At 73.0% G+C, this 23434-nt stretch carries 15 protein-coding genes; 9 read left to right on the forward strand and 6 right to left on the reverse strand.

Annotation, left to right across the window (positions count from 1 at the left end; translation table 11 throughout):
- Positions 1 to 10: 10 nt before the first annotated feature.
- Entirely contained in the window at positions 11 to 1774 is a 1764-nt protein-coding gene (locus tag WME97_RS05615) for a hypothetical protein (protein WP_437550009.1), read from the reverse strand.
- Positions 1775 to 2018: 244 nt separating this feature from the next.
- On the opposite strand from WME97_RS05615, the gene WME97_RS05620 reads away from it, so the two are divergent.
- On the forward strand, positions 2019 to 2552 hold the full coding sequence (locus WME97_RS05620) for a hypothetical protein (protein ID WP_437550011.1): 534 nt from the start codon (positions 2019 to 2021) through the stop codon (positions 2550 to 2552).
- Positions 2553 to 2790: 238 nt separating this feature from the next.
- Here WME97_RS05620 and WME97_RS05625 read toward each other — a convergent pair whose 3' ends face one another.
- Both WME97_RS05625 and WME97_RS05630 read right to left on the reverse strand, forming a co-directional pair.
- On the reverse strand, positions 2791 to 6699 hold the full coding sequence (locus WME97_RS05625; RefSeq protein WP_437550013.1) for an MYXO-CTERM sorting domain-containing protein: 3909 nt from the start codon (positions 6697 to 6699) through the stop codon (positions 2791 to 2793).
- Positions 6700 to 7053: 354 nt separating this feature from the next.
- Positions 7054 to 7668, reverse strand: a complete 615-nt coding sequence (locus tag WME97_RS05630) for a hypothetical protein (protein ID WP_437550015.1) — start codon at positions 7666 to 7668, stop codon at positions 7054 to 7056.
- A 176-nt stretch (positions 7669 to 7844) separates the two neighbouring features.
- Between WME97_RS05630 and WME97_RS05635 the strand changes: the two genes are divergently transcribed.
- Positions 7845 to 9299, forward strand: coding sequence for a protein kinase domain-containing protein (locus WME97_RS05635; RefSeq protein WP_437550017.1), 1455 nt, complete (start codon positions 7845 to 7847; stop codon positions 9297 to 9299).
- 65 nt (positions 9300 to 9364) lie between these two features.
- The gene (locus WME97_RS05640; RefSeq protein WP_437550019.1) at positions 9365 to 10444 is read left to right on the forward strand and encodes a PEGA domain-containing protein; all 1080 of its coding nucleotides are present in this window, start codon (positions 9365 to 9367) and stop codon (positions 10442 to 10444) included.
- 78 nt (positions 10445 to 10522) lie between these two features.
- Here the strand turns inward: WME97_RS05640 and WME97_RS05645 are convergent, their stop codons facing one another.
- Complete coding sequence (locus WME97_RS05645) at positions 10523 to 11905, reverse strand: DUF1552 domain-containing protein (protein WP_437550020.1); 1383 nt, start codon at positions 11903 to 11905, stop codon at positions 10523 to 10525.
- Positions 11905 to 13629 (reverse strand): DUF1592 domain-containing protein, encoded by a 1725-nt coding sequence (locus tag WME97_RS05650; protein WP_437550022.1) that lies wholly within the window; start codon positions 13627 to 13629, stop codon positions 11905 to 11907. The genes WME97_RS05645 and WME97_RS05650 overlap by 1 nt, the downstream gene beginning before the upstream one ends.
- Positions 13630 to 13907: 278 nt before the next feature.
- On the opposite strand from WME97_RS05650, the gene WME97_RS05655 reads away from it, so the two are divergent.
- From WME97_RS05655 to WME97_RS05665, 3 genes are all read left to right on the forward strand, one after another.
- Complete coding sequence (locus tag WME97_RS05655) at positions 13908 to 14819, forward strand: hypothetical protein (protein WP_437550024.1); 912 nt, start codon at positions 13908 to 13910, stop codon at positions 14817 to 14819.
- A 28-nt stretch (positions 14820 to 14847) separates the two neighbouring features.
- On the forward strand, positions 14848 to 16839 hold the full coding sequence (locus WME97_RS05660) for an SBBP repeat-containing protein (protein WP_437550025.1): 1992 nt from the start codon (positions 14848 to 14850) through the stop codon (positions 16837 to 16839).
- Positions 16840 to 17120: 281 nt separating this feature from the next.
- Positions 17121 to 18443, forward strand: coding sequence for a glycosyltransferase family 4 protein (locus WME97_RS05665; protein WP_437550027.1), 1323 nt, complete (start codon positions 17121 to 17123; stop codon positions 18441 to 18443).
- A gap of 24 nt (positions 18444 to 18467) precedes the next feature.
- Here WME97_RS05665 and WME97_RS05670 read toward each other — a convergent pair whose 3' ends face one another.
- On the reverse strand, positions 18468 to 19976 hold the full coding sequence (locus WME97_RS05670; RefSeq protein ID WP_437550029.1) for a serine/threonine-protein kinase: 1509 nt from the start codon (positions 19974 to 19976) through the stop codon (positions 18468 to 18470).
- A gap of 390 nt (positions 19977 to 20366) precedes the next feature.
- Here WME97_RS05670 and WME97_RS05675 point away from each other — a divergent pair, with 390 nt between their 5' ends.
- The 3 genes from WME97_RS05675 to WME97_RS05685 all read left to right on the forward strand — a co-directional run bounded on the left by WME97_RS05675 (position 20367) and on the right by WME97_RS05685 (position 23367).
- Positions 20367 to 20516: a hypothetical protein gene (locus WME97_RS05675; RefSeq protein WP_437550031.1), complete on the forward strand. Its 150-nt coding sequence runs from the start codon at positions 20367 to 20369 to the stop codon at positions 20514 to 20516.
- Between the two features lie 6 nt (positions 20517 to 20522).
- Positions 20523 to 21518 (forward strand): glycosyltransferase family protein, encoded by a 996-nt coding sequence (locus WME97_RS05680; RefSeq protein ID WP_437550032.1) that lies wholly within the window; start codon positions 20523 to 20525, stop codon positions 21516 to 21518.
- A 259-nt stretch (positions 21519 to 21777) separates the two neighbouring features.
- Complete coding sequence (locus WME97_RS05685; RefSeq protein ID WP_437550034.1) at positions 21778 to 23367, forward strand: glycosyltransferase family 4 protein; 1590 nt, start codon at positions 21778 to 21780, stop codon at positions 23365 to 23367.
- Positions 23368 to 23434: the final 67 nt, after the last annotated feature.

Genomic DNA, 23434 nt, shown 5'->3' on the forward strand with positions numbered 1-23434 from the left:
TGGCTTCTCCTCATTCGTAAGCAATCAACAGATCCGCGGACGCGTTGGGCGTCTGGTAGCCCGCGTCGCACTCGTCACGCCCGGCGAGCACGCGCTCGGCGCGGCCGACCCGCACGCGGAAGTTGGGCCCTTCGAGGGCGTCTCCAGGGCTCAGCAAGGTCTTCGCGCCGCCGCTCTGCACCGCCACCACCGCGTCGGTGACGTAGGCTCCGCAGCCCAGCCGGTCGCCCTCGCAGGCGGTCGCCTCGATCGAGGCAGCGAGGCCCTCGAGCTGGAGCTCGACGACGTTGGGATAGACCTCGAGCCGCTTCGCCGAGTCGATGGCCGAGACCTCGAGGTGGTCGCCCTCGTCGGACCATTGCACCGTTTCGCCCGCCGAGAACGGGAAGTCTTCGATCGGAATGCACAGGTAGTGAGTCAGAGGGGTGAAGCTCGGGTCCGGCTCGCCGCCGCCCTCGCCGCCGGTGCCCATTCCACCTTCGCCGCCGGCGCCGCCGGCACCCGCGCCGCCAGCGCCACCAACGTCGGCTCCGCCAGCACCCGCGCCGCCAGCGCCACTGCCGCCGGCTCCACCCGCACCCGCGCCGCCAGCGCCATTGCCGCCGGCTCCGCCAGCACCCGCGCCGCCAGCACCCGCGCCGCCTGCGCCGCCCGAGCCATCGCCGGGACCGAGCCGCCGGTAGTTCATGTTCAATTCGATGCAGCCGTCCGACAGTGCATCGATGTTCGCGATCTCGCCGACCACTTGCTTCGACCAGGAGCCGGCCCACTGGAAGGACGATTGAGGCGCGCCAGCGCACGCCGAGGGTGCGACGCTCGTCTGCAGCGCGCCCGTCTTCACCTGTCCGGGCGCCACCATCGTGTCTGGCTTCAGCGCGACGCGCCCCGCCACCGTCTCCGCGTCCTTCCAGAAATCGCTGTCGTCGTTCACCTTCTGCGGAATCATGACGGTTTGCAGATCGGACCACCATGCCATCACAGGCCGCAGTCCATCCGTCTCGAGAAGCACCACCTCGCAACGCCCTTCCGAGGTCGGCGCCGTCTCCTCGAAGTTGCCTGCGGCGCGGTGGGCCTCGGTCCGGTTGAGCGGGAGCGTGTCCTGCGGGTCCAGCCGGTACGTGATCCCGAGGTTGAACGCGCTCGGCCCGAACATGCGTGTCGGATCGCCGGCGGTGACGGCGGAGCAATCGAGCGACGCGTCGACCCAGCGCACGCGAACGTCCACGGTCCCGGTCGTGGCATTGATGAGATAGGCGTCCGTGAAATAACCCTCGGGTGCGGGGGTGCCGGTCGCGACGCAGGCGACGGCGGACGCCCCCAGGATCGCGCGCTCGAGCACCCAGGCGGTGCGTGAGCCTTCCTCGGCGCTCCGGGCCGAGAGCTCCCGGCGGGAAGCCGCGCGCGCCGAGAGGCGCCATGCCGGGACGAGGACCACGAGCGCGGCCAGGTCCGTCGGATCTTGCCAGATACGCCACGTGATCCCCGCGAGCCCCACGAGCCCCACGAGGAGCTGCGCGGCAGCGGCCGAGAGCTTGATCGCCGCGAACGGCGCGACCACGGCCGCGAACGCCAGCGCTCGCCCGCGCGAGGTGCGCGCGTCCACGAGCGCCGCTGCGAGGACGGGGGCGACCACGAGGCCGGCGAGGTCGCTGAGCTTGCCGGTGAGGGCGCCTGGCAAGAGCCCGGCGCCTTTCAGGAGGTGGTCGTTGACCACCAGGAGCGCCAGAGCGCCAAGGAAGAGGGGCTGGCGGAGGACCGCGAATCGAGGCGACACAGATTGTCGTGACCGCGACACCAACGTCAGAGCCTCTGCGGGGCGGCCGGCGTTTCGCCGTGATGAGTTCAGCATCGCCGCGAGCCGATAGCAGCGCGCGTGCCACTCGGACGCGCTTTGCTCGCCGAGGTTGCTCCGGCCCCGGCGTGCTACAGCTCGCCCCCGCCCTCGCCCTCGCGCCTCTGCGAGCCGGCGTCTCTCCTGTCCGTCTCGTCCCGGCTTCTTTCGGAGCTCTGCGCGCGCAATGCGATCCTGCCTTTTACCGTCCGCCTTCTCTTTTCTCGCGTCCCTCTCCGGGTGTGGCCCTGTCGACCCTGAGCCGTCGATCCCCGAGGAAGCCAGCGATTGTCCCACGCTGTTCGGCGAGGCCTTCACCGAGACCCGCGCCGTCGACATCGGCGACGCGTCGTCCGGGACGTTCGTGCCCTACGCCGACGGCGCCGGCGTGCGACTGATCCTCGGCAATCAAGGCTCGATGATGATCACGCCCTGGGTCCAGGTGGAGGCTCTGCCCGGCGACGCGGAGGAGACGTGCCATGTGGTGCGCCTCGCGAACGAGCTCGAGGGCCCGCTCGCCAGCGATCCCGAGGGGATCGCCGCCGCGCAGTTCAACGTCCAGTTCATCAAGACCGGCTCTTTCCTGGTCTCGGACGGCGCGCTCTACCACCCCTTCGCGTGGGACCGCGAGACCCTCGAAGGTCAGAAGCTGGGGCTCACGGTGACCGTGCGCGGCGACGGATACGAGGGCACGAAGAGCGTGAGCATCGTGCTGGAGTGAAGAACCCCCACCTGGGCCGCCATCCCCGACAGCGCTGGCCAAGGCCAAGACGGTGGGCGATGTCGTCCAGCAGCACATCAATCTGTTCGATTGCGATCTTCCGCTCGCCTGCGAGCAGATGCTCTGTCGCTCCGATGACGTGCGCTACCGGAACTCAAGAACGCCAGGGAGAGAGAGGCACTTGGAGTCCTTGGCGTCATGGCGGTTCATCTCTCGCTCGATCAACGCGATCGGTGCTTCAGCAACGCCGCTGCCGGCGCGTGAGGAACGCGAGCGCCAGGAGCGCGAGCGGCGCCCCGTGGGCGGCCGGTGCGGCCGGCGTCGTGCGGCACCCGCATCCGCCGCCGTCGCTGTCGTCCGGGTCACCTGCCCCCGGCGCATCGCCGCCTGAGCCCGCGGTCGCGCCGCCAGCGCCTGCGCCGCCGCCTGAGCCCGCGGTTGCGCCGCCAGCGCCTGCGCCGCCGCCTGAGCCCGCGGTTACGCCGCCCGAGCCTGCCGATGCGCCGCCCGAGGCCGCCGATGCGCCGCTCGTGGTCCCCCCGCCGCTTCCGCCCACCGAGTCGTTGCAGAGGCCGTCGACGCAGGTGCCGCCGGGGCAGGGCGCACCGTCGGGCCGCTCCGGGTTCGAGCACGCGCCTGTCGCGGGATCACACGTCCCAGCCTCGTGGCAGGCGTCGGGGGGCGCGCAGGTGACCGGGCTTCCCGGGACGCAGGCGCCCCTCTGGCATGTGTCGGTCTGGGTGCACGCGTCCCCGTCGTCGCACGCGGTGCCGTTCGGCGCTTCCGCGTAGCGGCACCGGCCGCTCGCGGTGTTGCAGGTCCCCGGCTGGTGGCAGGAATCGGGGGGCGCGCAGGTGACCGGGGTTCCCGGGACGCAGACGCCGGCCTGGCAGGTGTCGTTGGTCGTGCAGATGGCGCCGTCGTCGCACGCCACGGCGGTCAGCGGCGTGCACTCGCCGTCGACGGCCGCCCCCGCCGCGACGCTGCAGACCTGGCAGTCGCCGCGGACGTCGCCGCCGCACGCGCTGTCGCAGCAGACGCCGTCCACGCAGAAGCCGGTCACGCAGTCGTGCGCGCTCGAGCACGCGGCGCCGCGCTCGGAGAGAGAGATGATGCGGCCGCGCGCTCGGTACGATCCGACGCCCGCGGCGGGGTCGAAGTGGGCGTACGCGACAAGCGACTGCCCGGCGCCGTTCGTGGCGAGGGAGGGGCCGCGTGCGGGGCCGTACGCGCTCTCGATCGCGAAGACGCCGGGGGGAGCCAGCGCGCCGCCTGAAAGGAGCCGGGCTGCGACGATCACGGACTGGGGCCCCGTCACCTGCTCCCAGGCGATGACGGGGGTCACGCCGTCGAAGGTGGCGGTCACGCTCCTGAACTGCTGGCTCTGCGCGTAGTGGATCTGGAAGCTTTCCCCGGGTCGACCGGACGTCGGGACGGTGCGGCCCTGGACCCTGTACGAGTTCGGATGGAGCCACACGACCAGGTGGTTCACCCCGTCGAACGCGAGCCCGGGGCTGGTGTCGTCCGGGGCCGACGCGGCGCTGTCCGAGAGCTGCATGACCGTGGGGTCCAGCACGAGACCATCGACGCCGACGCGGCTCGCGACGATCACGCCGCCGCTCCGCCAGGCCACGAGGAACTGGCCCCCGCCGAAGCCGACCGCCGGCTTGGAGCCCCCCCGCGCCGTGACGCCGAAGCCGCTCCCGTCCATCGAGCGGCCGCCCTCCACGCGGGTCGCGTAGATGCTCGTTCCGCCGTTGCGCCCGTCGGTCCACGCGACCAGGGCGGCGCCGCCCCCCGCCGCCACGTCGGGCGAGGTCTGCGCTGCGGAGGCAGCGCTCAGCGGGCTCGCGGCGAGCACCTCCCCGCGCGGGGTCACGCGCGCGGCGTAGATGTCGGTCAGCGAGGCCGCGGCGTTGCGGTCGTCCTGCCAGACGACCAGGTGGTTCTCCCCGTCGAACGCGACGCGGGGCGCGGCCTGCTCCCCGGGCGCGTCGGCGATGGCGATGCCGCTCGGATCGAGGATCTCCCCGGCCGGCGAGACGCGCGTGCCGTGGATATCGCGATCGCCGTCGGCGCCCGTGTCGTCCCAGACGACGAGGTAGTTCGCCCCGTCAAACGCGGCGTCCGGCGCGAGCTGGCGGTTCGACCCCGGCGTCAGCGGCACGTCGCTCGGCGCGAGCAGCGCCCCGTCCGCGGCGATCCGCGACAGGGTGAGCTCCCGCGGCTGGGGGCGGCCGAACGGGCTCGGGCGCCGCCAGACGACCAGCGATCGTCCGCCGCCCGACGCGATCGCGGGGCTCGTGTGCTGGCTCGCCTGCCCGGCGACGATCGTCCCCGGGAGCGGCGGCCCGGCGGTGGGGAAGCGCTGGATCGTCATCTGCTGCGAGTCCGTCGGCCAGCCGACGAGGTAGTTCGATCCGTCGAAGGCGACGGCGGCACAGGTGAAGTCCGCCAGCGTCTCGGAGTCGACGAAGGTCGTGTCGAGGCGGGTCGCCTCGGCGTCGAGGCGCGTCAGCCCGACGGAGCCCCACTTGCTCACCCATGCGAGGGCGTACTGGGATCCATCGGTCGCCAGGCGAGGGCAGGTTCCCGTGCCCACCAGGATCCCCGCCGGGTCGAGGATCCCGCCGGCGGCGGAGACGCGCGACATCCGCACCTCGTAGTCCAGCGTGCCGCTGTTGTACCTGGACCACGCCACGACGAACGAGCCCCTCGCCGACGCGACGACCGGGCTGCTGCCGCTGATGCCGGTGAACGCGGGCGCGATCGTGGCGACCCCCTCGGGGGTGACGAAGGTGCCGACGAGCGAGCTCGTCGCGCTGTCCGGCGGCACTCCGATCCACACCACGAGGTGGCGCGCGCCGTCGAAGGCGATGCTCGGCGAGCCGCCGCCTCTGTAGCCCGGGTTCAGCAGCATGCCCCCGGGGTTGAGGACCGACCCGAGGGGGCTCACCCGCGTGGCGTAGACCTGCGAATTGGTCCCGGTCTGGTGGTCGCTCCAGGCGACGAGGTAGTTCGTCCCGTCCCACGAGATGGCCGGCTGTTCTTGCGCGCCGGGCCCGGTGCTGATGGGGATGCCGCGCGGATCGAGCACCGTGCCGTCGGGGGCGATCCGCGCCGCGTAGAGGTCGGCGCCGTCGGAGGAGGTCGTGAGATCGCCCCGCCAGTCGGACCACACCACGAGGAAGTTCGTCCCGTCGGACGCCACCGCGGCGTCGCTCTGGGCGCCCAGCGACGGCCCCGCGATCGGCTCATCCATGGCGAGCTCCGGCGAGACGATCGGGTCGAGCACCGCCGGATACGCCGATGTCTCGACGAGCGCCTCCGGCACCCGGAGCGCGAGCTCCCCCGCCGCATCCCACGCCACCGGCACCCGCGTCGCGGTCCCGCGCGCGTCGATCCAGGTGGCGACGCCGTAGCGCAGCCCGAGGCCGCTCGCCGGATCGATGAAGTGATGTCCGCCCTCGGTGGCTCCGGCGTGGCGGAGGCCGTCGACCCGCACGCGCACCACGAGATCCCCGTCCCCTGCCGGCGCGGCGGAAAACTCGAAGCTCTGCTCGACGCCGGCGGGCCCGTTGCGCAGGTGCTCGGCGGCCCCGGCGCGGGCGACGACGAGGTGACCGTCGTCAGCGACGCGCGCGACGCGTGTGGCGCGCGCCGGCTCGCCCGGCTCGCGCGCCGCGCGGGGCTCGCCGTGCGGCGCGCGCGTGCCGGGGCCGGCGGCGAGAGCGCGGCCGATCGCGACGGTCGAGAACACCGCCGCGGCGCCCATGCGGGGCGCGTCCGCGTCGCGCGCCACCGGGGCGACGCGGAACCCGTCGGCGTCGGCGCGCACGGCGTACGTCGCGTGGCCGCCGGTCCATGTCGCGGCGCGCTCCGTGTCGGGCCGGAACGCGAAGTGGATCCGCTCGATGACCTGACCGAGATCGAACGACGGCGGCGCGTGCGGCGCCGGCGCCGGCGCGGCGGCAGGCGCGGAGGAGGCGCCCGGCGCGCCCTCCGACGGCGCTCGGCCCGCCTCGGTCCCGGCGGGATCGTGTCCGGCGCAGGCGGCGAAGGCGAGCGCGACGAGGAGGGGGGCGGCGGCCGTGCGCCGCGCCGAGGGGCGGAGGGGGGCGTCGTCGAGCGTTCGGGCGAGCGGCATGGGCATCTCCAGCGAAACGCGGTCGGTCCGGCGCGCAACGCGCGGCCTCCCGGGCGAGCGCCTCGCGGCGGATCGACAGGGGATGTCAGGCCCCTCGGGGAACGAGGAACAGATGCGATGTCCAGAGAGAGGGGCGCGGGCGTGGTGCGACCTGCGAACCGTACGAGTGATGCTGTCTGGCGCGCAAGAGACGATGGCGGTCGAACCGTGCTACGCGTGGACCGGCATTGCGCAGGAGCCGCGCCCCCATCATCGAGCCTGTGCGGCCGGTGATCCGGTGCGACTGACCAGCGGCGGGACCTCGGGGGATCCATCGGTGTCTCGCCAGCCGATCCGTCGTTGGGCAGCGCGGCGCTACCGCGGGGCGCACCGGGGCGCGACGTAGCGGCCGTTCGGGTCCTCGTCGACGAACACGGGACCCACGTCGGAGAGCTCGAAGCTGACCGATCTCGGGTCGATCGCCGTGATGGTGAGCCTGCCGAAGCCTGTGTTGCCGCCGCCGCTGACGGCCCCCGTGCTGCTGCAGTCCGCGCGAGAGGACGTCCCGAAGATCGTGAGATCTCCGCTCGCCGTGTCCACCTCGCCCACGGCGAGCATCGACTCGGGCATGGTGAGCTCGAGGTCCCACCAGTCGCTGCAGGGCTCGTACGTGGGGTTCGCGTCGGGATCGCTGCAGGACAGGGCCAGGGTGGCGATACGGAAGGTCACGGTCGAGTCGCCGAAGACGATCGCGCTCACCTGGCGGCCCGCGCCGCCCGAGGTCGTGGGCGACGGCGCGACCGAGCTCGTCGTGGAGATCGGGCCATCCGGGCCATCCGGGCTGCCCTGGCCGCTCGTGTTGCCCTGGCCGGTCGTGCTGCCCTGGCCGGTCGTGCTGCCCGCGCCGCCGGCCCCGTCTCCTCCGCCGTCCATGATCACCGCGCCGCCGCACGCGCTCTGGACGAGCAGCGCGAGCGAGCCTACCGCCATTGAGATACATCGAGGTGAGCGCTTCATCGTCGTATCGTATCGCCCTCCGACCGGCGATCGCAGACGAGGGCACGCCTCCGTCGATGGACCGGTCGGGGGGCACCTGTGCTACCGTCGACCACAGCAGGCTCGGATGGCGGCGCGCCCCGTGGCCGGGCGTGAAGCACGGAGCTCCCATGAAGCCACCTGTCGTCGAAGGAGACGTCATCGCCGGCAAGTACCGGGTCGATCGCGTCGTGGGCCGAGGCGGCATGGGCATCGTTGTCGCGGCGAGCCACCTGTTCCTCCCGCAGCGCGTCGCGATCAAGCTCCTTCTCAGCACGGAGAGCCCGGCGCTCGTGCAGCGGTTTCTCCGCGAGGCGCGCGCGGTGGTCCGCCTCAAGGGCGAGCACGTCGTGCGGGTGTTCGACGTCGGCGAGCTCGGCTCGGGCATCCCGTACATCGTGATGGAGTACCTGGAGGGCGAAGATCTCTCCGATGTGCTCCGCGCCCGCGGCACGCTCAGCGTCGTGGACGCGGCCGACTACGTCCTGCAGGCCTGCCTGGCGATGGCCGAGGCGCACGCCGCGGGCATCGTGCACCGCGATCTCAAGCCGGCGAACCTCTTCCTCTCGACGACGCCCGGCGGGGCGACGCTGATCAAGGTCCTCGACTTCGGGATCTCGAAGGAGGTGCCGGGCAGCACCGAGGGCGTCGGCGCGTCGTTGACGCAGACGCGGGAGATGCTCGGCTCGCCCAATTACATGTCCCCGGAGCAGATGCGGTCGTCGCGCTCGGTCGACGCCCGCTCCGACGTGTGGGCGCTCGGCGCGCTGCTCTACCGCCTCCTGGTAGGGCAGCCGCCGTTCGATGCCCCGGCGCTCGCCGAGCTCGTGCTGCAGGTCGCGAGCGCCGAGCCGAGCCCGCCCACCGCGCTCAGGAGCGACATCCCACCGGGGCTCGAGGCCGTGATCCTCCATTGCCTCCAGAAGGATCCGGCCCGGCGGCCGCAGACCGTCGCCGACCTGGCGCGCGCGCTGGTGCCCTTCGCGGCGGCGGGCGGGCAGGAGCGGGCGGAGCGCGCCGCGCGGATCCTCGGGGCGGCGGCGCAGGCGACCGTGCCGCCGACCGGTTCGGTGCCGCCGCCGCGGCTCGTGACGGCCAACGGCCCTCCGAGCGCCCCGTCCGGCGCGATGGCGAGCCTCCTTCCCACGACGCAGGGGCTCACGCGAACGTCCGCGCGGCCCGGGTCGCGCAGGATCCTCGGGGCGGCGCTCGGGGCGGTCGTGATCGCCGCGCTCGCGCTCGCCCTGTGGGGCGCGGTCGCGTTGCCCGGCAGAGCGCCGGAGGCGGCGGCGCTGCAGGCCGCGGCGGCCTCGCGGGACGACACGGCGCCGCGGCGCGCGCGTCAGGACACCGCGGCGCGCGGCGCGGACCCGCTGATCGCGCCCGAGCCGCCGCCGGCGGTCCGTGACGCCTTGCCGCCGCAGCAGCCGCCGGTCTCCCCGGTCGTCGTGCCGGCCAACGACGCGGCGCCCTCCGGGGCGGCGCTCGAGGGCCGGCGCGCGCCCCCGGCCACGAGCGCGTCGGCGACGCCGAAGGCGCCGTCGGCGCCCGGAGGGAAGAATCCCTTGGAACCACCGCTCAGATGAGACAGGAACCACCGGCCTCCGATCCGCTGCACCCCGCATTCCATCCGGATGCAGGCGAGGCGCCGGTGCGTTCGCGCCGCCCGGCGACGGGGCTCGCGCCAGCGGTCGCCATCGTGGTGTTGACCACGGCCGGCGGCGCGGCCGCGCAGCGACCCCAGCCCGCCCCTGCGGCGGCTCCCGCGCCGGCCGCGCCCGCGCCAGCGGCTCCTGCGCCGGCCGCGCCCGCGCCGGCCCCTTCCGCGCCGGGCGAGGCTGCTTCTGCGCCCGCCCGCGAGCGGCTGAGCGGTGAGGCCAGGGCCGATTACGAGTCCGGCAAGGAGCTCTTTCGCAACGGCGACTTTGCCAGCGCCTTCCTCAAGTTCCAGAGCGCCTACGAGAGCTCGAAGGACGCGCGCCTCCTCTGGAACATGATCGCCTGCACGTCCAAGATGCACCGGTACAGCCAGCTCCTTGCGCTGGTGGAGAGGTTGAAGCAGGAGGACCGCGGCGTCCTGCTCCCGGAGGACTGGGCGACGATCGCCGAGGTCGAGCGGGACGCCAGCGCCCTCGTCGGTCACCTGGACATCGCCGTGAGCGAGCGGGACGCGGAGGTGACGATCGACGGCGAGCCGATCGGGAAGACGCCGCTCCCGGGCAAGGTGATCGTCGACGCCGGCACGAGGCGAATCCGTGTCTTCAAGCCGGGGTTCAAGGAGCACCTCCGCGTGGAGAGCGTGGCCCCTGGCGCGCAGCTGGCGCTCGACGTCCGGCTGGCGCGGCCGATGAACGGCGGCAGGCTCTCCATCGTTGCCTCTCCGGGCGATCGCCTTGCGCTCGACGGCGAGTTCCTGGGGGAAGGGCAGTGGGAGGGCATCGTGCCGAGCGGCCGTCACGTGGTGAGGGTGACGGCGCCGGGGAAGGTGCCCTACCAGGCCCAGATACGGATTCAGGACGAGGCGCTGAGCAGCGTCCGCGTCGGCCTGGTGCCGGCCGAGAAGCGCGGCGGGACGCCGTCGTGGGTGTGGATCGCCGGCGCCGGGGCGGTCGTCGCGGCGGCCTTGTCGGCCGGCCTCCTCCTCTTGCACGAGCCCTATCCCGAGCAGGTGGGGGCGGGCCAGGGAGCCGCCGGCGAGGGCCGCCCGACCGGATTCGGTGGCCGGTTCTGAGGGGCCCGCCGCGGTCCACGGCGGCGTTCGCACACGAACCTGCGCCTCGCGCCGGCGAGCGCGGCCGGCAGGCCGCCGTCAGATCATCCCTGTCAGCGGTCCTGTGCAGAAGTCCGGGTCGCCGAACGTGTCGGCCTCGATGCCCATCGCGTGCAGCAGCGACAGGAGCAGGTTGTTGTGCGCGACCTCCTTCTGCTGGACGAGGTATCGGCCCGTCTTGAAATAACCTCCTGCGCTCCCGGCGACGACATAAGGGATGTTCTTGCGCAGGTGATTGCCGTCCGCGTGCTCGTTGGTCCAGAAGATCACCGTGTTGTCGAAGACCGTGCCGTCGCCCTCCGGCATGCTCTTCAGCTTGGCGATCAGGTACGCGAGCTGCTCGGCGTAGAAGCGGCTGATCCTGGTGAGCCGCTCGCGGTTCACCTGATCGGCGTAGCCGTTGTGCGCCATCGGGTGGTGGCCCTCGGTGATGTCCGGCCCGAGGAAGCTCAGCACCTTGGTCGTCGCGGAGTTCGTGAAGTGCAGGCTCGCGACCCGCGTCAGATCGCAGGCGAGGGACATCGCGATGAGATCCAGCTGGAGCCGGCAGAGCTCCGGCATGCTGGCGACCTTGTCGACGTCGAGATCCGGCGTCAGCGCCGGCGCGGCGCACGCCGGTGAGGTCGGCGCCGAGCTGCGATCGAGGCGCGACGCGATGTCCTCCACCGACGCGAGGTGCCCGTCGAGCTTCTGCCGATCCGCGGCGCCCAGCCGCTTGCGCAGCCGGTCGTAGTCCGAGGCCACCTTGCCGAGCACCGCCCTGCGCTGCTCGGTCTTCCGCGTCGCGTCGGCGGGCGCGACCGACAGGTCGGAGAAGAGCCTGTCGAACGCGGCGTACGGGCTGTTCTCGGGCGGCAGCGGCTGCGCCGGCCCGCGGTACGCGAGGCGCGCGCCCACGGTCGCCCCGTACACGAGCACGCCGAGCTCGAGCGAGAGGAACTTGGTCTTCGTGCCGATGTGGTTCGCGATCTCCTGGTCGAGCGAGATGCCGTCGGCCCAGCCGCACGACAGCCCGGCGTCGCCGGGGAAGTCGCCCTCCTGCATCGCGCGCGCGGTCAGGCACTGCCCCGTGCCCTTCTGGTGCGCGTCGCCCGGCCCCGTCAGCGCCGACAGCGCGCTCACGTTGCCGAGGACCAGCAGATCCCTGTTGTGGTCCTTGAGCGGCGCCAGGATGGGCGACAGCTCCTCGCCGTCCTGGAACGTCGAGGACGACGGCCAGAAGTCCGGCGGGACGGTCCCGTTCGGCGTGTAGAGCACGATGAATCGCTTCGGGAACTCGAGCCCGAACGCGGCCCGCCCCGTCTGCTCCGACGCCGGCGCGAGCCGCTTCGAGCAGCCCATCACCTCGAGGAAGGGCAGCGCGAGCGCCGCGCCGCCGAGGCCCCTGAGCACGGCGCGGCGGCTGAGTCGGTACGGCTTCATCAAGGCTCTCCTCCCGGGGCGCTCTCCGAGGCCCCCCCTGCGTCGTCTCCCACGTCGATCTCGCGCCGGTAGCGGAACGCGTCGGTCTGGGTGAGCGCCACGAGCAGCGCCCTGACGTTGTACCGGGACGCCTCGAACGCCTCCGTCGCCTGCGAGAGGCTGCAGGCGTCCTCGCGCTGCTCGGCGCGGCCGTAGCCGAAGCGGAACCACTGCTTCACGACGCACGCGCGCACCTGCTCGCTCTCCGCGAGCCGGTGCGCGAGCTCGACCGCCCCGTCGAACGGCCCGTCGATGTCGGTCTGCGTGAGCTCGCCGCTGGCGTCGACAGGGATGCCGTTCTCGGCGTCCCGCCAGCGGCCGAGCGCGTCGTAGTGCTCGAAGCCGAACCCGATCGGGTCGAGCAGCGTGTGGCAGCTCCTGCAGCCCGGGTCGGACACGTGCTGCGAGAACTGCTCGCGCGTCGTCTTCGTCCGGTCGACCATCGGCGGCTCCGGGACCACGTCCGGCGGCGGCGGCGGGATCTGGCAGAGCAGGCTCTGGCGCACGAACCGGCCGCGGTGCACCGGCGAGGACCGGTTCGGCTTCGCATAGAGCGAGAGCAGCCCGGCGTGCGTCAGGAAGCCGGCGCGCTGCGACGGATCGAGCTCCACCCGCTCGAACGCCTCGCCCTTCGGGCCTCCCTTGACGCCGTAGAGCTCGGCGAGCTCCCGGTTCATCATCGAATAGGACGCCGTGAACAGCGCGCTCACGCTCGCGTCCTCCTCGAAGATCGCGTGATCCAGGAACGCCTCGGTCTCGGCCTGGAACAGCGGCAGGAGCTCGTCCCGGTACTCGGGGTAGAGCTCCGGGTCCCTCCCGCCCGCGGCGATCTCGTCGATCTTCGAGAGCCCGAGCCACTGGCGGTGGAAGTTCTTCGCGGCCTCGCGCGCCCGCGGATCGTCCAGCATGCGCCGCGCCTGCGCCGCGATCTCCTCGGCGGTGCCGAGCGCCCCTTTCTCGGCGGCCGCGAAGAGCGCGTCGTCTGGCATGGTGCCCCAGAGGAGGTACGAGAGCCGCGAGGCGATCTCGTACGAGGTGAGCGGCACGACGTCGCCCTCCACCGGATCCGGCATGCCGAGCTCGACGCGGTAGAGGAAGTGCGGCGACTGGAGCATCGCCTGGACGACGAGCGAGAGGCCGGTCGACGCGTCGTCGGGCGTCTCCCCGAGGCCGAGCCCGCGGTCGAAGAGCGCCGCGAGCTCGGCGACCTCGTCCTCGGCGAGGGGCCGGCGGAACGCCCGCTTGCCGAGCGACGCGATGAGCGCCGCGATCTCGCCGCGGCACGCGGCGCCCGCCGCGGCCCCGCGGCACGAGGGCGCCTCGCCGAGCAGCTTGCCCGCCGCGCGCGCCGCGACGCCCTCGGCGGCGGTCATGTACTGCTCCGCGAGCAGCGGGCTCACGACGAGCGCCGCCGCCTGGTTGTTGAAGCCGAGCGACTCCTCCTCGGGCACGAAGCCCCTCGCAGGGCGGCTGTCGTCGCCGAGGAGATCGAGTATCGTATTGTCGTACTCCACCCGTGTCATGCGGCGGAGCGGCGACTCGCCTGGCTCGATGGAGTCGCAGAGCGGCGCCGTCGCCTCGCCGTCGTCGTTGTCGTCGCTCGCGGGGAGATCGCCGAACTGCCCTGAGCAGGAGGCGAGGAGGAGCAGGCCGATGGGCCAGCGGAGAGCTCTTGGTTCAGCCATGGTGCCTCGTCGGCGAGCGCGAGCAGGGCACGGCGCGTTCCCCTCCGTGCAGCGTGCGGGGCGCGGCCGTGTGCGTGGCGCGCCATCTCGCCATCTTCAAGGAGCGTATGGCAAACCGTCGCTCCCGGATAGGAGCCGCGCTCGGAGCCGCCGAATCAAGTGGGAGCACGGGGCCGATGTGATCATCCCGTGCGCGCGTGTCTTACGGCGTTGCCGCGGACTCCGGCCTTCGAAGGCGGCTCGACCTGCGGTGTACGGAGCGACTATGCTCGCGCCCAATGCAAAGGCGAACGCTCGCCTGTCCTGTCGCTCCTCTCTCTCCTCGGGCGCCGCGGCGCAGCGCGCGCCGCTCTTCTGCGGCCGCGCTGCTCGGCGCGGCGCTCTCGGCGCTGTCGATGCTCCTGGCGCCAGGCTCGGCGCTCGCCGATCCCGTCGCCGATCGCGCCGAGCGCGAAGGCGCCCGCCCCCCCGCCGCGGGGACGGCGCTCTTCAGCGCGGGTGTCGATCTCGAGATCGCGGGTCGTACGCTGTCCTATAGCGATCTGCTCTCCGACAACCTCCGCACCTACGAGGTGCTGGGCGTGCCCATGCCGTCCCTCCGGGGCGAGCTGTACCCGTTCGCGCGAAGCGCCGTCCCGGTGCTCCGCGACCTCGGCGTCGAGCTCTCGTACGCTCGCGCGCTCGGCCTCGACTCGGAGGGCGCCGGCGGAGCGGGCGTATCGACCTCGTGGAGCCGGCTCCACGCGGGCCTCCGGGGCCGTTACCGCCTCGCCGGGCAGGACGGGCCGGTCCTGTTCGCGAGCGGCGGACTCCGCTGGACCGACTTCGATATCGAGTCGACGGGCGACCCGTCGCGCGACGCCGCGTCGGTGTCTTACGTCGCCTTGCGCGTGGGGGTGGACGGGCGATTGCCGGTCGGCCCGGTCGCGCTGGAGGCCGGGGGAGGGGTTCAGGCGCCCCTCTCGATGGGAGCCCTCGCCTCTCATTTCCGCGCGCCGAGCGCCGGAGGCGTCGATCTCCGCGTCGCGGTCGCCGCCCCGTTCGCGCCGGGGCTCGAGGCGCGCGCCGGCGCGTCGTACGCGCGGTTCTTCTACGACTTCGACTCCGAGCCAGAGGACACGTACATCGCTGGCGGGGCGCTCGACCAGCTCTTCAGCGTTCACCTGGGGGTGGCTTATCATGGGGAGTGAGGTGCGCTCAGCGCGCGCGGCGCGCGCCGTGTCTGCCCGTCGCGGCGGGCGCTTCACGGCGGCGACGGCGGTGACGGCGGCGGCGCTCGTCGCGCCGGCCTTGCCGCTGCTCGCGGGGTGTCCTGGGACGATCGACGACCAGGAGCGGTTCGACCGGCGGGACCGCGACCCGCAGGCCGCGTGCGCCGACGTGCCCGCGGTGTTCGCCGAGCGGTGCGGCGGCGGGGGCTGCCACGGGCCGGGCGAGCCCGCGGCGGGCCTCGACCTCGTCACGCTCGGCGTCGGCGATCGCGTCGCCGGCCGCCCGGCCACGAACTGCGCCGGCGTGCTCGCCGACCCCGATCGGCCGGAGGAGAGCGCGCTCTACGTGCGGCTCACCGACGCGCCCTCGTGCGGCGCGCGCATGCCGCTCGGCGGGGCCCCGTACTCGTCCGAGGAGCTCGCGTGTGTCGCCGCCTGGATCGCGGAGCTCGCGCCGGCCGCGTGCAGCGGCCTCGACTGCGGCTGTCCCGGCTGCGTGTGTACGCCCGGCGCGGAGGAGGCGTGTTACACGGGCCCGGGGGGGACGGACGGCGTCGGGCGCTGCGCGGCCGGCACGCGCGTCTGCAACGCGGAGGGCACGTCGTGGGGCCCGTGCATGGGCGAGGTCCTGCCCGCGTTCGACGCGTGCGACACGCCCGACGACGAGGACTGCGACGGCGCGACGCCCGCCTGCGAGGACGTGTGGAGCCGCGGCTTCGGCGACGCGAACGGCCAGTACGCCCGCTCCGTCGCGTTCGACGCGGACGGCAACGTGATCGTGGTCGGCCAGCTGGAGGGGACCGTCGATCTCGGCGGCGGCCCGCTCACGGCCACCGGCACGGACGCCTTCGTGGCGAAGTTCGACAGGTTCGGCGCGCACGTCTGGAGCAAGCTGTTCCCGGGCGACGGCAACCAGTTCGCGATGGCGCTCGCGGTCGACGCGGCGGGCAGCGTCCTCGTGGCGGGCCGCGCCTTCGGCCGCGTCGATCTCGGCGGCGGCGAGCTCGCGTCGCACGGGAGCGACGATGTCTTCGTCGTCAAGCTGGGCGGCGGCGGCGAGCACATCTGGAGCAGGATCTTCGGCGGATCCGGCGCGGATCGCTGCGACCGCATCGCCGTCGACGCGGCGGGCAACGTCCTCGTGGCGGGCGGCTACCACGGCGCCGTCGACTTCGGCGCCGGCGAGCTCACGAGCGCGGGCATGCGCGACGCCTTCGTGCTGCGCCTCGCCTCGGACGACGGCCGGACGCTCCTCGCCACGCGCGCCGGCGGCGAGGGCGACGACTACGCCCACGGGATCGCGGCCGACGCCGACGGCAACCTGCTCGTCGCGGGGTATTTCGAGGGATCCATCGATCTCGGCGGCGGGCCGCTCGAGAGCGCCGGCCTCTCCGACATCTTCCTCGCCAAGCTCCGTCCTTCCGGCGACCACGTCTGGAGCGCCCGGTTCGGCGGCGCCGAGGCGGACGAGGCCCACGACGTCGCGGTCCACCCGGCGACGGGCGACGTGGCGCTCACGGGCACGTTCGCGTCGACCATCGACCTCGGCGGCGATCCGCTGGTGAGCGCCGGCGGGCGGGATCTGTTCGTCGCCAGGCTCTCCGGCGCCGGAGCGCACCTCATGAGCCGGCGCTTCGGCGACGCCGAGGACCAGCTGCTCACCGATTTCGAGACCGGGGCGCGCGCGAGCGTCGCGGTGGACTCCGCCGGCAATCTCCTGCTCGCGGGTCCGCTGTTCGGCTCGGCGGACTTCGGCGGAGGGCCGCTGACGAGCCGAGGAAAGACCGATGTCTACCTGGTCAAGCTCGGCGCCTCCGGCGATCACGTCTTCAGCAAGCTGTTCGGCGACGTCCAGACGCAGGTCGGCCTCGACGTGGCGGCGGGCTCAGGCGCGAGCGTGCTGATCGCCGGCCGCTTCTACGGCGCCATCAACTTCGGTCAAGGGGCGCTCGCGAGCGCAGGCCAGGGCGACGCGTTCGTCGCGAAGCTCTCTTTGTAAATACCGTTCCCGCTGCAAATGCCGCGCTCGGAAGCGCTGCGCGGTGTTTGCCCACCTCGTCCGCCGAAGTCACCCACGGCGCGTGGCAATTTGTCTCGCTGGGGCGTCGTGGCTGTTCGTTCATCGCTCGTCTGGGCACGTCGCTCCCATTCCTTGCCTCGTTTCCAGCTTTCTCTGAGTGGCATGTTCTCTGCTCGCCACCGCTCGACCGCGCGACGAGGTGCTCCGCTGATCGGAGGATTTCCGTCGAGCCGAGCGGGCGAGTCCGAAGGAGCAGAGGTATGCGCGTCCTGCTTATCACCAAGATCTTCCCGAACGCGACGAACCCGGGACAGGCGCCGTTCAACCGGCGACAGTTCGCCGCGCTCTCGAGGTATTGCGATATTGACGTCTTCGCGACGATCCCCTGGTTTCCGGGGGCTTCCAGGTTCTCCCGGTGGTCCATGTCGAGCGACGCGCCTCGCGAGGACGTGATCGAGGGATTGCCGGTGCGCCACCCGCGATTCCTCTACGTGCCCAAGGTGGCGCCCTATCTCAATGGCCCGCTCTATGCGGCGTCCATGCTCTTCGAGCTGGCGCGCCACCGTCCGGCGCCGGACGTCATCGTCGGCTCGTTCGCCTATCCAGACGGATTCGCCGCTGTGTGCCTCGCGGAGCTGCTCGGCGTCCCGGCGGTCGTCAAGGTGCACGGCTCGGACGTCGACGTGCTCTCGCAGCAACCGGCCGTCAGGCCCTCGCTCGAGTGGGGTCTCCAGCGCGCGACCCGCGTCGTCGCCGTGAGCAAGCAGCTGGCCGAGGGGGTGCACGCGCTCGGCGTCCCGCGCGACCGCATCGATGTCGTCATGAACGGCGTCGATCGAGGCATGTTCTACCCGCGCGACCGGCGCGAGGCCCGCGCCGCCCTGGGCCGCCCTGCGGAGCGCCGGCTGCTGCTCTACGTCGGCCACCTGCTCCGCGACAAGGGCGCGCTCGACGCGATCGCCGCGTTCGAGCGCGTCGCCGCCGCGCACCCCGACGTCGACCTCGCCCTGGTCGGGAGCGGCGCGGACGAGCAGGCCTGCAGGTCGGCGGCGGCGCGGCTCGGCGGGCGCGTCCTGATGACCGGACGCCTGCCGCACCACGAGGTGGCGCGCTGGGTCGCCGCCTGTGATGCGCTCGTCCTGCCGAGCCACCACGAGGGCACGCCCAACGTCGTGATCGAGTCGCTCGCGTCGGGCCGACGCGTCGTCGCGACGCAGGTCGGGGGCATCCCCGACGTGATCAGCCGCCCCGAGCTCGGCGAGCTCGTCGCGCCCGGCGATCTCCCCGCCCTGGCCGGCGCCATGGCGCGCGCGGCGCACGCGCCCTACGATCCCGAGCGGATCTCGGCGCTCGCAGGGTGCAAGGGGTGGGACGAGAGCGCTCGCGCGCTCCACGACACGCTCGTCCTGGCGCAGAGCGAGCGGCGCTCGCCAGCGCCCGCGCCCGCGCCGCTGCGTATGCCCGTGGTCGACAAGGGCCCCGCGCTCCAGGCGGACGCGCAGCCTCCGGCGTCCGTTCGACGAGCGCCGCCCCCCTCGAGGCGGTTCCCCGACGGCGCGCAGCTCGGGGCGGGCCAGGCCTGAAGGCCCCCGCTCGCCCTGGCCGCCTCAGGCCACGGGCACGGCTTTTTCGGGCCGCAGGCGCACGGTGGGGCCGGGATCCGGGGGCGGCGGCTCGGGGCGCGGCATCGCGGCGCGCGCCGTCCAGAAGCTCCTTGCGTCGTCCGGCGTCCACGCTGGCGCCGGCTCGCATGCGTCGAGCGCGGCGAGCAGCTCGCGCGCGCTCTGGTAACGGTCGCCCGGCCGCTTGGCGAGGCACCGCATCACCACCTCTTCCAGCTCCGACGACAGCGGCCAGGGCGCGCGCAGCGACGGCGGGATCGGCGGCATCGTCAGGTGCGAGTAGACGAGCTTGCCGAAGCTCCGGCCGTCGAAGGGGGCCACGCCCGTCAGCAGGTAATAGAGCGTGACCCCGAGCGAGTAGATGTCGCTCCGGGCGTCCACGGCGCCGGCCGAGATCATCTCCGGGGACATGTACGTCGGCGTTCCCTTGATCACGCCGACGTCCGTCATGCTCGCGTCTCCCTCCAGGCTCACCTGCTTCGCGATCCCGAAGTCGAGCACCTTGAGCACGTCCTGCTCGTCGCCCACGCGCGTGATGTAGAGGTTGTGGGGCTTGATGTCGCGGTGGATGACGCCCGCGTCGTGCGCCTCCGCCAGCGAGAGGCAGGCCTGCCGCGCGAAGTGGACGACCCGGGAGGGCGGCATCGGGCCGTGATCGCGCACCAGGGTGGCCAGGTCGGCGCCGGCCAGGTGCTCCATCGCGATGTAGAAGATGCCGTCGCTGCTCGCGCCGAAATCGAAGATCCGGATCGTGTGCGGCGACGTGAGCCGGCTCGTCGCGCGCGCCTCGCGCTCGAAGCTGCGCACGTCGCCCTCGGACTTGCTCTCGCTGCGGAGCAGCTTCAGCGCCACGTCGCGGCGCAGCGACTCGTCCCAGGCGAGCCACACCTCGTTCTGCCCGCCCCGGCCGACCGGCGCCACGAGCCGGTAGCGGCCGAGCTTCCGGGCCTCGTAGACCTGCTGGCGCGCCGACCAGAGGCCGTGGCTCGCCGCCGACACCAGGATCGCGGTGGCGAGCACGAAGATGTAGTTGCAGGTGAAGATCACGAGCGACCGCGGCGACGTCCACTGCGCCGCGAGCGCCGGGTCGAGGGACGCCCCCGCGCCCATGATGATGGGGAAGCTGAGCGCCACCGGGATCGTCATCCGGAGCGATCGCGAGAAGTGCGTTGGCAGGATCGTCGCGTCGACGAGCATCACGATCGACAGCCCGTGCATGTAGTTCCAGGTCAGATCCCCGAACTCCAGCGCCATCACGGAGATGAGCCCCCCCGTGCTCCAGACCGCGAAGACGTGCGCCGCGTCGAGGAGCTCGGCCGAGGTCTGCTCGCGCCGGGCGAGGAGGTACAGCCAGAGCAGGATGACCTCGCCGAGCAGCCGGTAGAGCAGCAGCCGGGTGACCGAGGCGCTCGGAAACACCGCCAGCACCACGAACACGTCGAGCGCCGCGAACGTGGGCCAGGTCACGAGCGCCGTGGGGAGGCCCCGCGCCATCGCGCGGCGCTCGTCCGCCGAGCTGATGCTTCGAGGTCCCTGGGATCCCGTCGAATGAAGGCTGCTCGAGGCGGTCATGGTGCGGCGCGGGCCGTGTCGCGGGCGTCATTGGAGCCCTGCGCTGGCGCGGAGTCAAAGCGCACGTCGCCCGTCTGGAGGAGCGAGAAATGACGCATCGCACGTGTCGCACGCAACGTACGTGTGGCGCGCATCGCACGCGTCACACGCGTCGCCCACGTCGTACGCGCCACGCGAGCGCCGCCCGGGGGCGGCGCGGCGAGCGCGCCTCCGGGGTTCCGCCGGCGAGGCGTCCGTTGTAGAGGCGCTCCGCGCTCGCGCCGAGACCCCCGCCATGGCGGCGATCTCGGCGGCGATCCGCGGGGAAATGGGATGAAGCAGAGACGTGCGCTCGTGATCATCGCGGTCCGCAATGGCGTGCTCGCCGGCGCGGCCCCCGCGCGGGCGGCCATGGGCCCGCGCGTGATCCTGGGACGGGCCCTCTCTCGCGCGCGCGGCGGCTGCGGCGCGCCGGTGCGCTGACGGCCCGTGGCGAAGATCGGCTACTACGTCCACGGGCGCGGGCGCGGGCACGCGAGCCGCGCGCTCCCGATCCTGGGAGCCCTCCGCGAGCGCGGCCACGAGCTCCGGATCTACGGCGGCGGCCAGGCGGCGGACCTGCTCGGCGCGCTCCCGGAGCATCGCCTCGTGCGGCCGATCCGCCGCGGGCTCGCGGGCGTGATCGAGCTCCCGCGCCGCCTGGCGAAGGAGATCGTCGAGCAGGCGGGCTTCCGGCCCGACGCCATCGTGAGCGACGGCGACGTCCCGTCGCTGCTCGCCGCGCGCGCGCTCGGGATCCCCGCCGTCGCGCTCGGCCACGATCTCGTCTTCTCGCGCTGCCGCCTGCCCGAGGGGCTGCCGAGGCTGCGGGTGCTCGCGTGCCGGCGCACGACCTGGGCCTCCAGCCGGGCGCGCCGCGCCGTCGCCGTCCACTTCCTGCCGATCGAGCCGGAGACGCCGGGCACCCTCGTCGCGCGGCCCGAGCGCCGGCTCGCCCCCGCGCGCGCCGGCGAGCCCGGGGCCGTCGTCTGTTATTTCAGCGAGTGCGACGCGCGCCGCGTGCTCGAGCTCGTCGCGCGCGACGGCCGGCGCGTCATCGCGTTCGGCGACCCGGGCCTCGACGTGCCCGGCGTCGAGGCGCGCCCCTTCGATCAGGGCGCGTTCCTCGGTCACCTCGAGGGCGCGTCGGCGGTCGTGACCACCGCCGGCAGCAACGTCCTCGCCGAGTGCGTGCTCGCCGGCAAGCCCGTGCTCGCGCTCTACGACGACCGCCACAACGAGCAGACGCTCAACGCGCTCCTCGCCGAGCGGGCCGGCGTCGCGGTCGCGAGCTCGCTCGCGGCGCTCTCGCCGGCCGTCGTGGCGCGCTTCTTCGATCGCTGCCGCGCCGCCGACTTCGCTCGCATCGACCTGGAGCGCGCGCTGCCGAGCGCGCCTTCCGCCATGCTCACCCTGCTGGAGGAGGCGTGCGCGGGCGCCTCGTGACGAGGTGCATCGCGACGTTCGCACCTCGCACCGTGGCCGAAGTCGACACAAGCGGCATGAGCTTTGCTAATTACGCCCACTGCCGACAGGCCGATCGGCCGACGAGGAATGGCTGCTGTGCCGAGCAGCAGGCAGCGCTCGCGGCCGCAGCGCGACACGGCTGTCGCGGGCGCGACACCGACGCCCTACCGCCCGTCACGCTGCGCGCCTCGGTCGGTCATCGACCACGGTTCGCGCCGCTTCTCCAGGAGCAACGAAGATGACGATGGATGCAATTCTGCCGCTCAGCGACCACCGCAGCGATCGCGCGCCGCACGAGGCGATCGCGCCGGCGCGCCACACGCCGTCGACGGGACCCGCGCGGGGAGGGCTCTCCTCCGTCAGGGCGCAAGCGGCCATTCCAGAGAATCCCTTCGCTGCCCTCTCCGGCGCCAACGGGCGGCCGCTCAAGGTCGCCATCCTCAGCGATTTCACGCGCATTCCTTACGCGAATGGCGCCGTCTTCCAGACGCGGGCCCTGTATCGCGCGCTCAACACCTGTGGTCACCAGGCAACACTGATCGGACCTCGGGATCCGGATGCCTCGGCCGACGAGATCCCTCCCGGCACCGTCGCCTTGCCCAGCCTGCCGCTGCGCACCTACCCGGGGGTGCACCTGCCGATCCCCGTCGGATCCTCGGTGCTCGATCCGATGCGGTGGGATTTTGACATCTGCTTTGCGCAGACCACGACCCTGCTCGTCGAGTTCGGCATCTGGCTGCGCAAGATGCGCGGCGTCCCGCTGCTTTGCGTGAACACGACGCACCTCGCGGCCGCGTACGACGTGCTCCTGCCGGAGCGGGTCTCCCGGATCGGCGCGGTCCACACGGTGCTCCACAAGACGCTCCGCGCGCCGATGGAGCGGCTCTTCGTGGACCTGTACAACCAGGGCGACGGCCTCGTCGTGCTGAGCGAGGGCCTGCGCGATTACTGGCGCGAACGGGGCGTGACGGTGCCCATCCACGTCATCCCGCGGATGGTCCCCGAGGACGTGTTCGAGCGCCCGCTCGGCCCCGACCCCTACGTGCAGCTGCTCGAGGAGCGCGGGCTCGACCCGCGCGGCCCCCGCCTCGTCTGCGCGGGCCGCCACACCCGGGAGAAGTCGCAGCACCGGCTGATCCGCATCTTCGCCGAGCACATCGCCCCGCACGAGCCGCAGGCGACGCTCACGCTCGTCGGCGACGGGCCGGACAGCGCGGCGTACGCGGCGCTCGCGCGCGAGCTGGGCGTCGCGCGCCGGGTCATCTTCACGGGCGAGGTGCCGTACAGCCAGATCTCGGACTACTACCGGCACGCGAACCTCTTCCTGCACGCCTCGCTGAGCGAGACGTTCGGGAACGTGCTCAGCGAGGCGCTCTGGTGCGGCTCCCCGACGGTCGCGTTCGCCGACGGCATGGGCGTGAGCTCGCAGATCCAGAGCGGCCACAACGGCCTGCTGATCGACCCGGGCCGCGGGTCGATCGCCGAGGAGAGCGCGAACGCCGCGTTCGGCAAGGCCGTGCTCGCGCTCACGCGCGACCCGCTCGCCGCCGCGCGGCTCGGCAGCGCGGCCGCGCAGCGGGCGCGCGAGCGGTCCTCGCCCCTCGTCGTGCAGCGCATGCTCGCGAACGCGTTCGCGCACGCGCGCGAGCACGCGAGGCAATCCAACCTGCGCCCGCTCGTCGAGGGGCCGAAGGCGCTCCAGTGGCTGGAGACTTTCCGTCACTTCCGCACCTGGATGGGCTTCACCGGCGGCCTCTTCGCGTTCGGCCACCTGCGCCCCGCGGCGGCGCCGCGGCCCAAGGGTATCCAGCCGTCGTTCTGCGCCTAGCGCGCATGGTAAGACCGGCCCGAAGCCGGCCCGCACGCGGCCGCTTCGAGGTGTTCCCGGTTTCGAG

The organism is Sorangium sp. So ce367, assembly GCF_051520455.1.
Lineage (GTDB): Bacteria > Myxococcota_A > Polyangia > Polyangiales > Polyangiaceae > Sorangium > Sorangium cellulosum_B.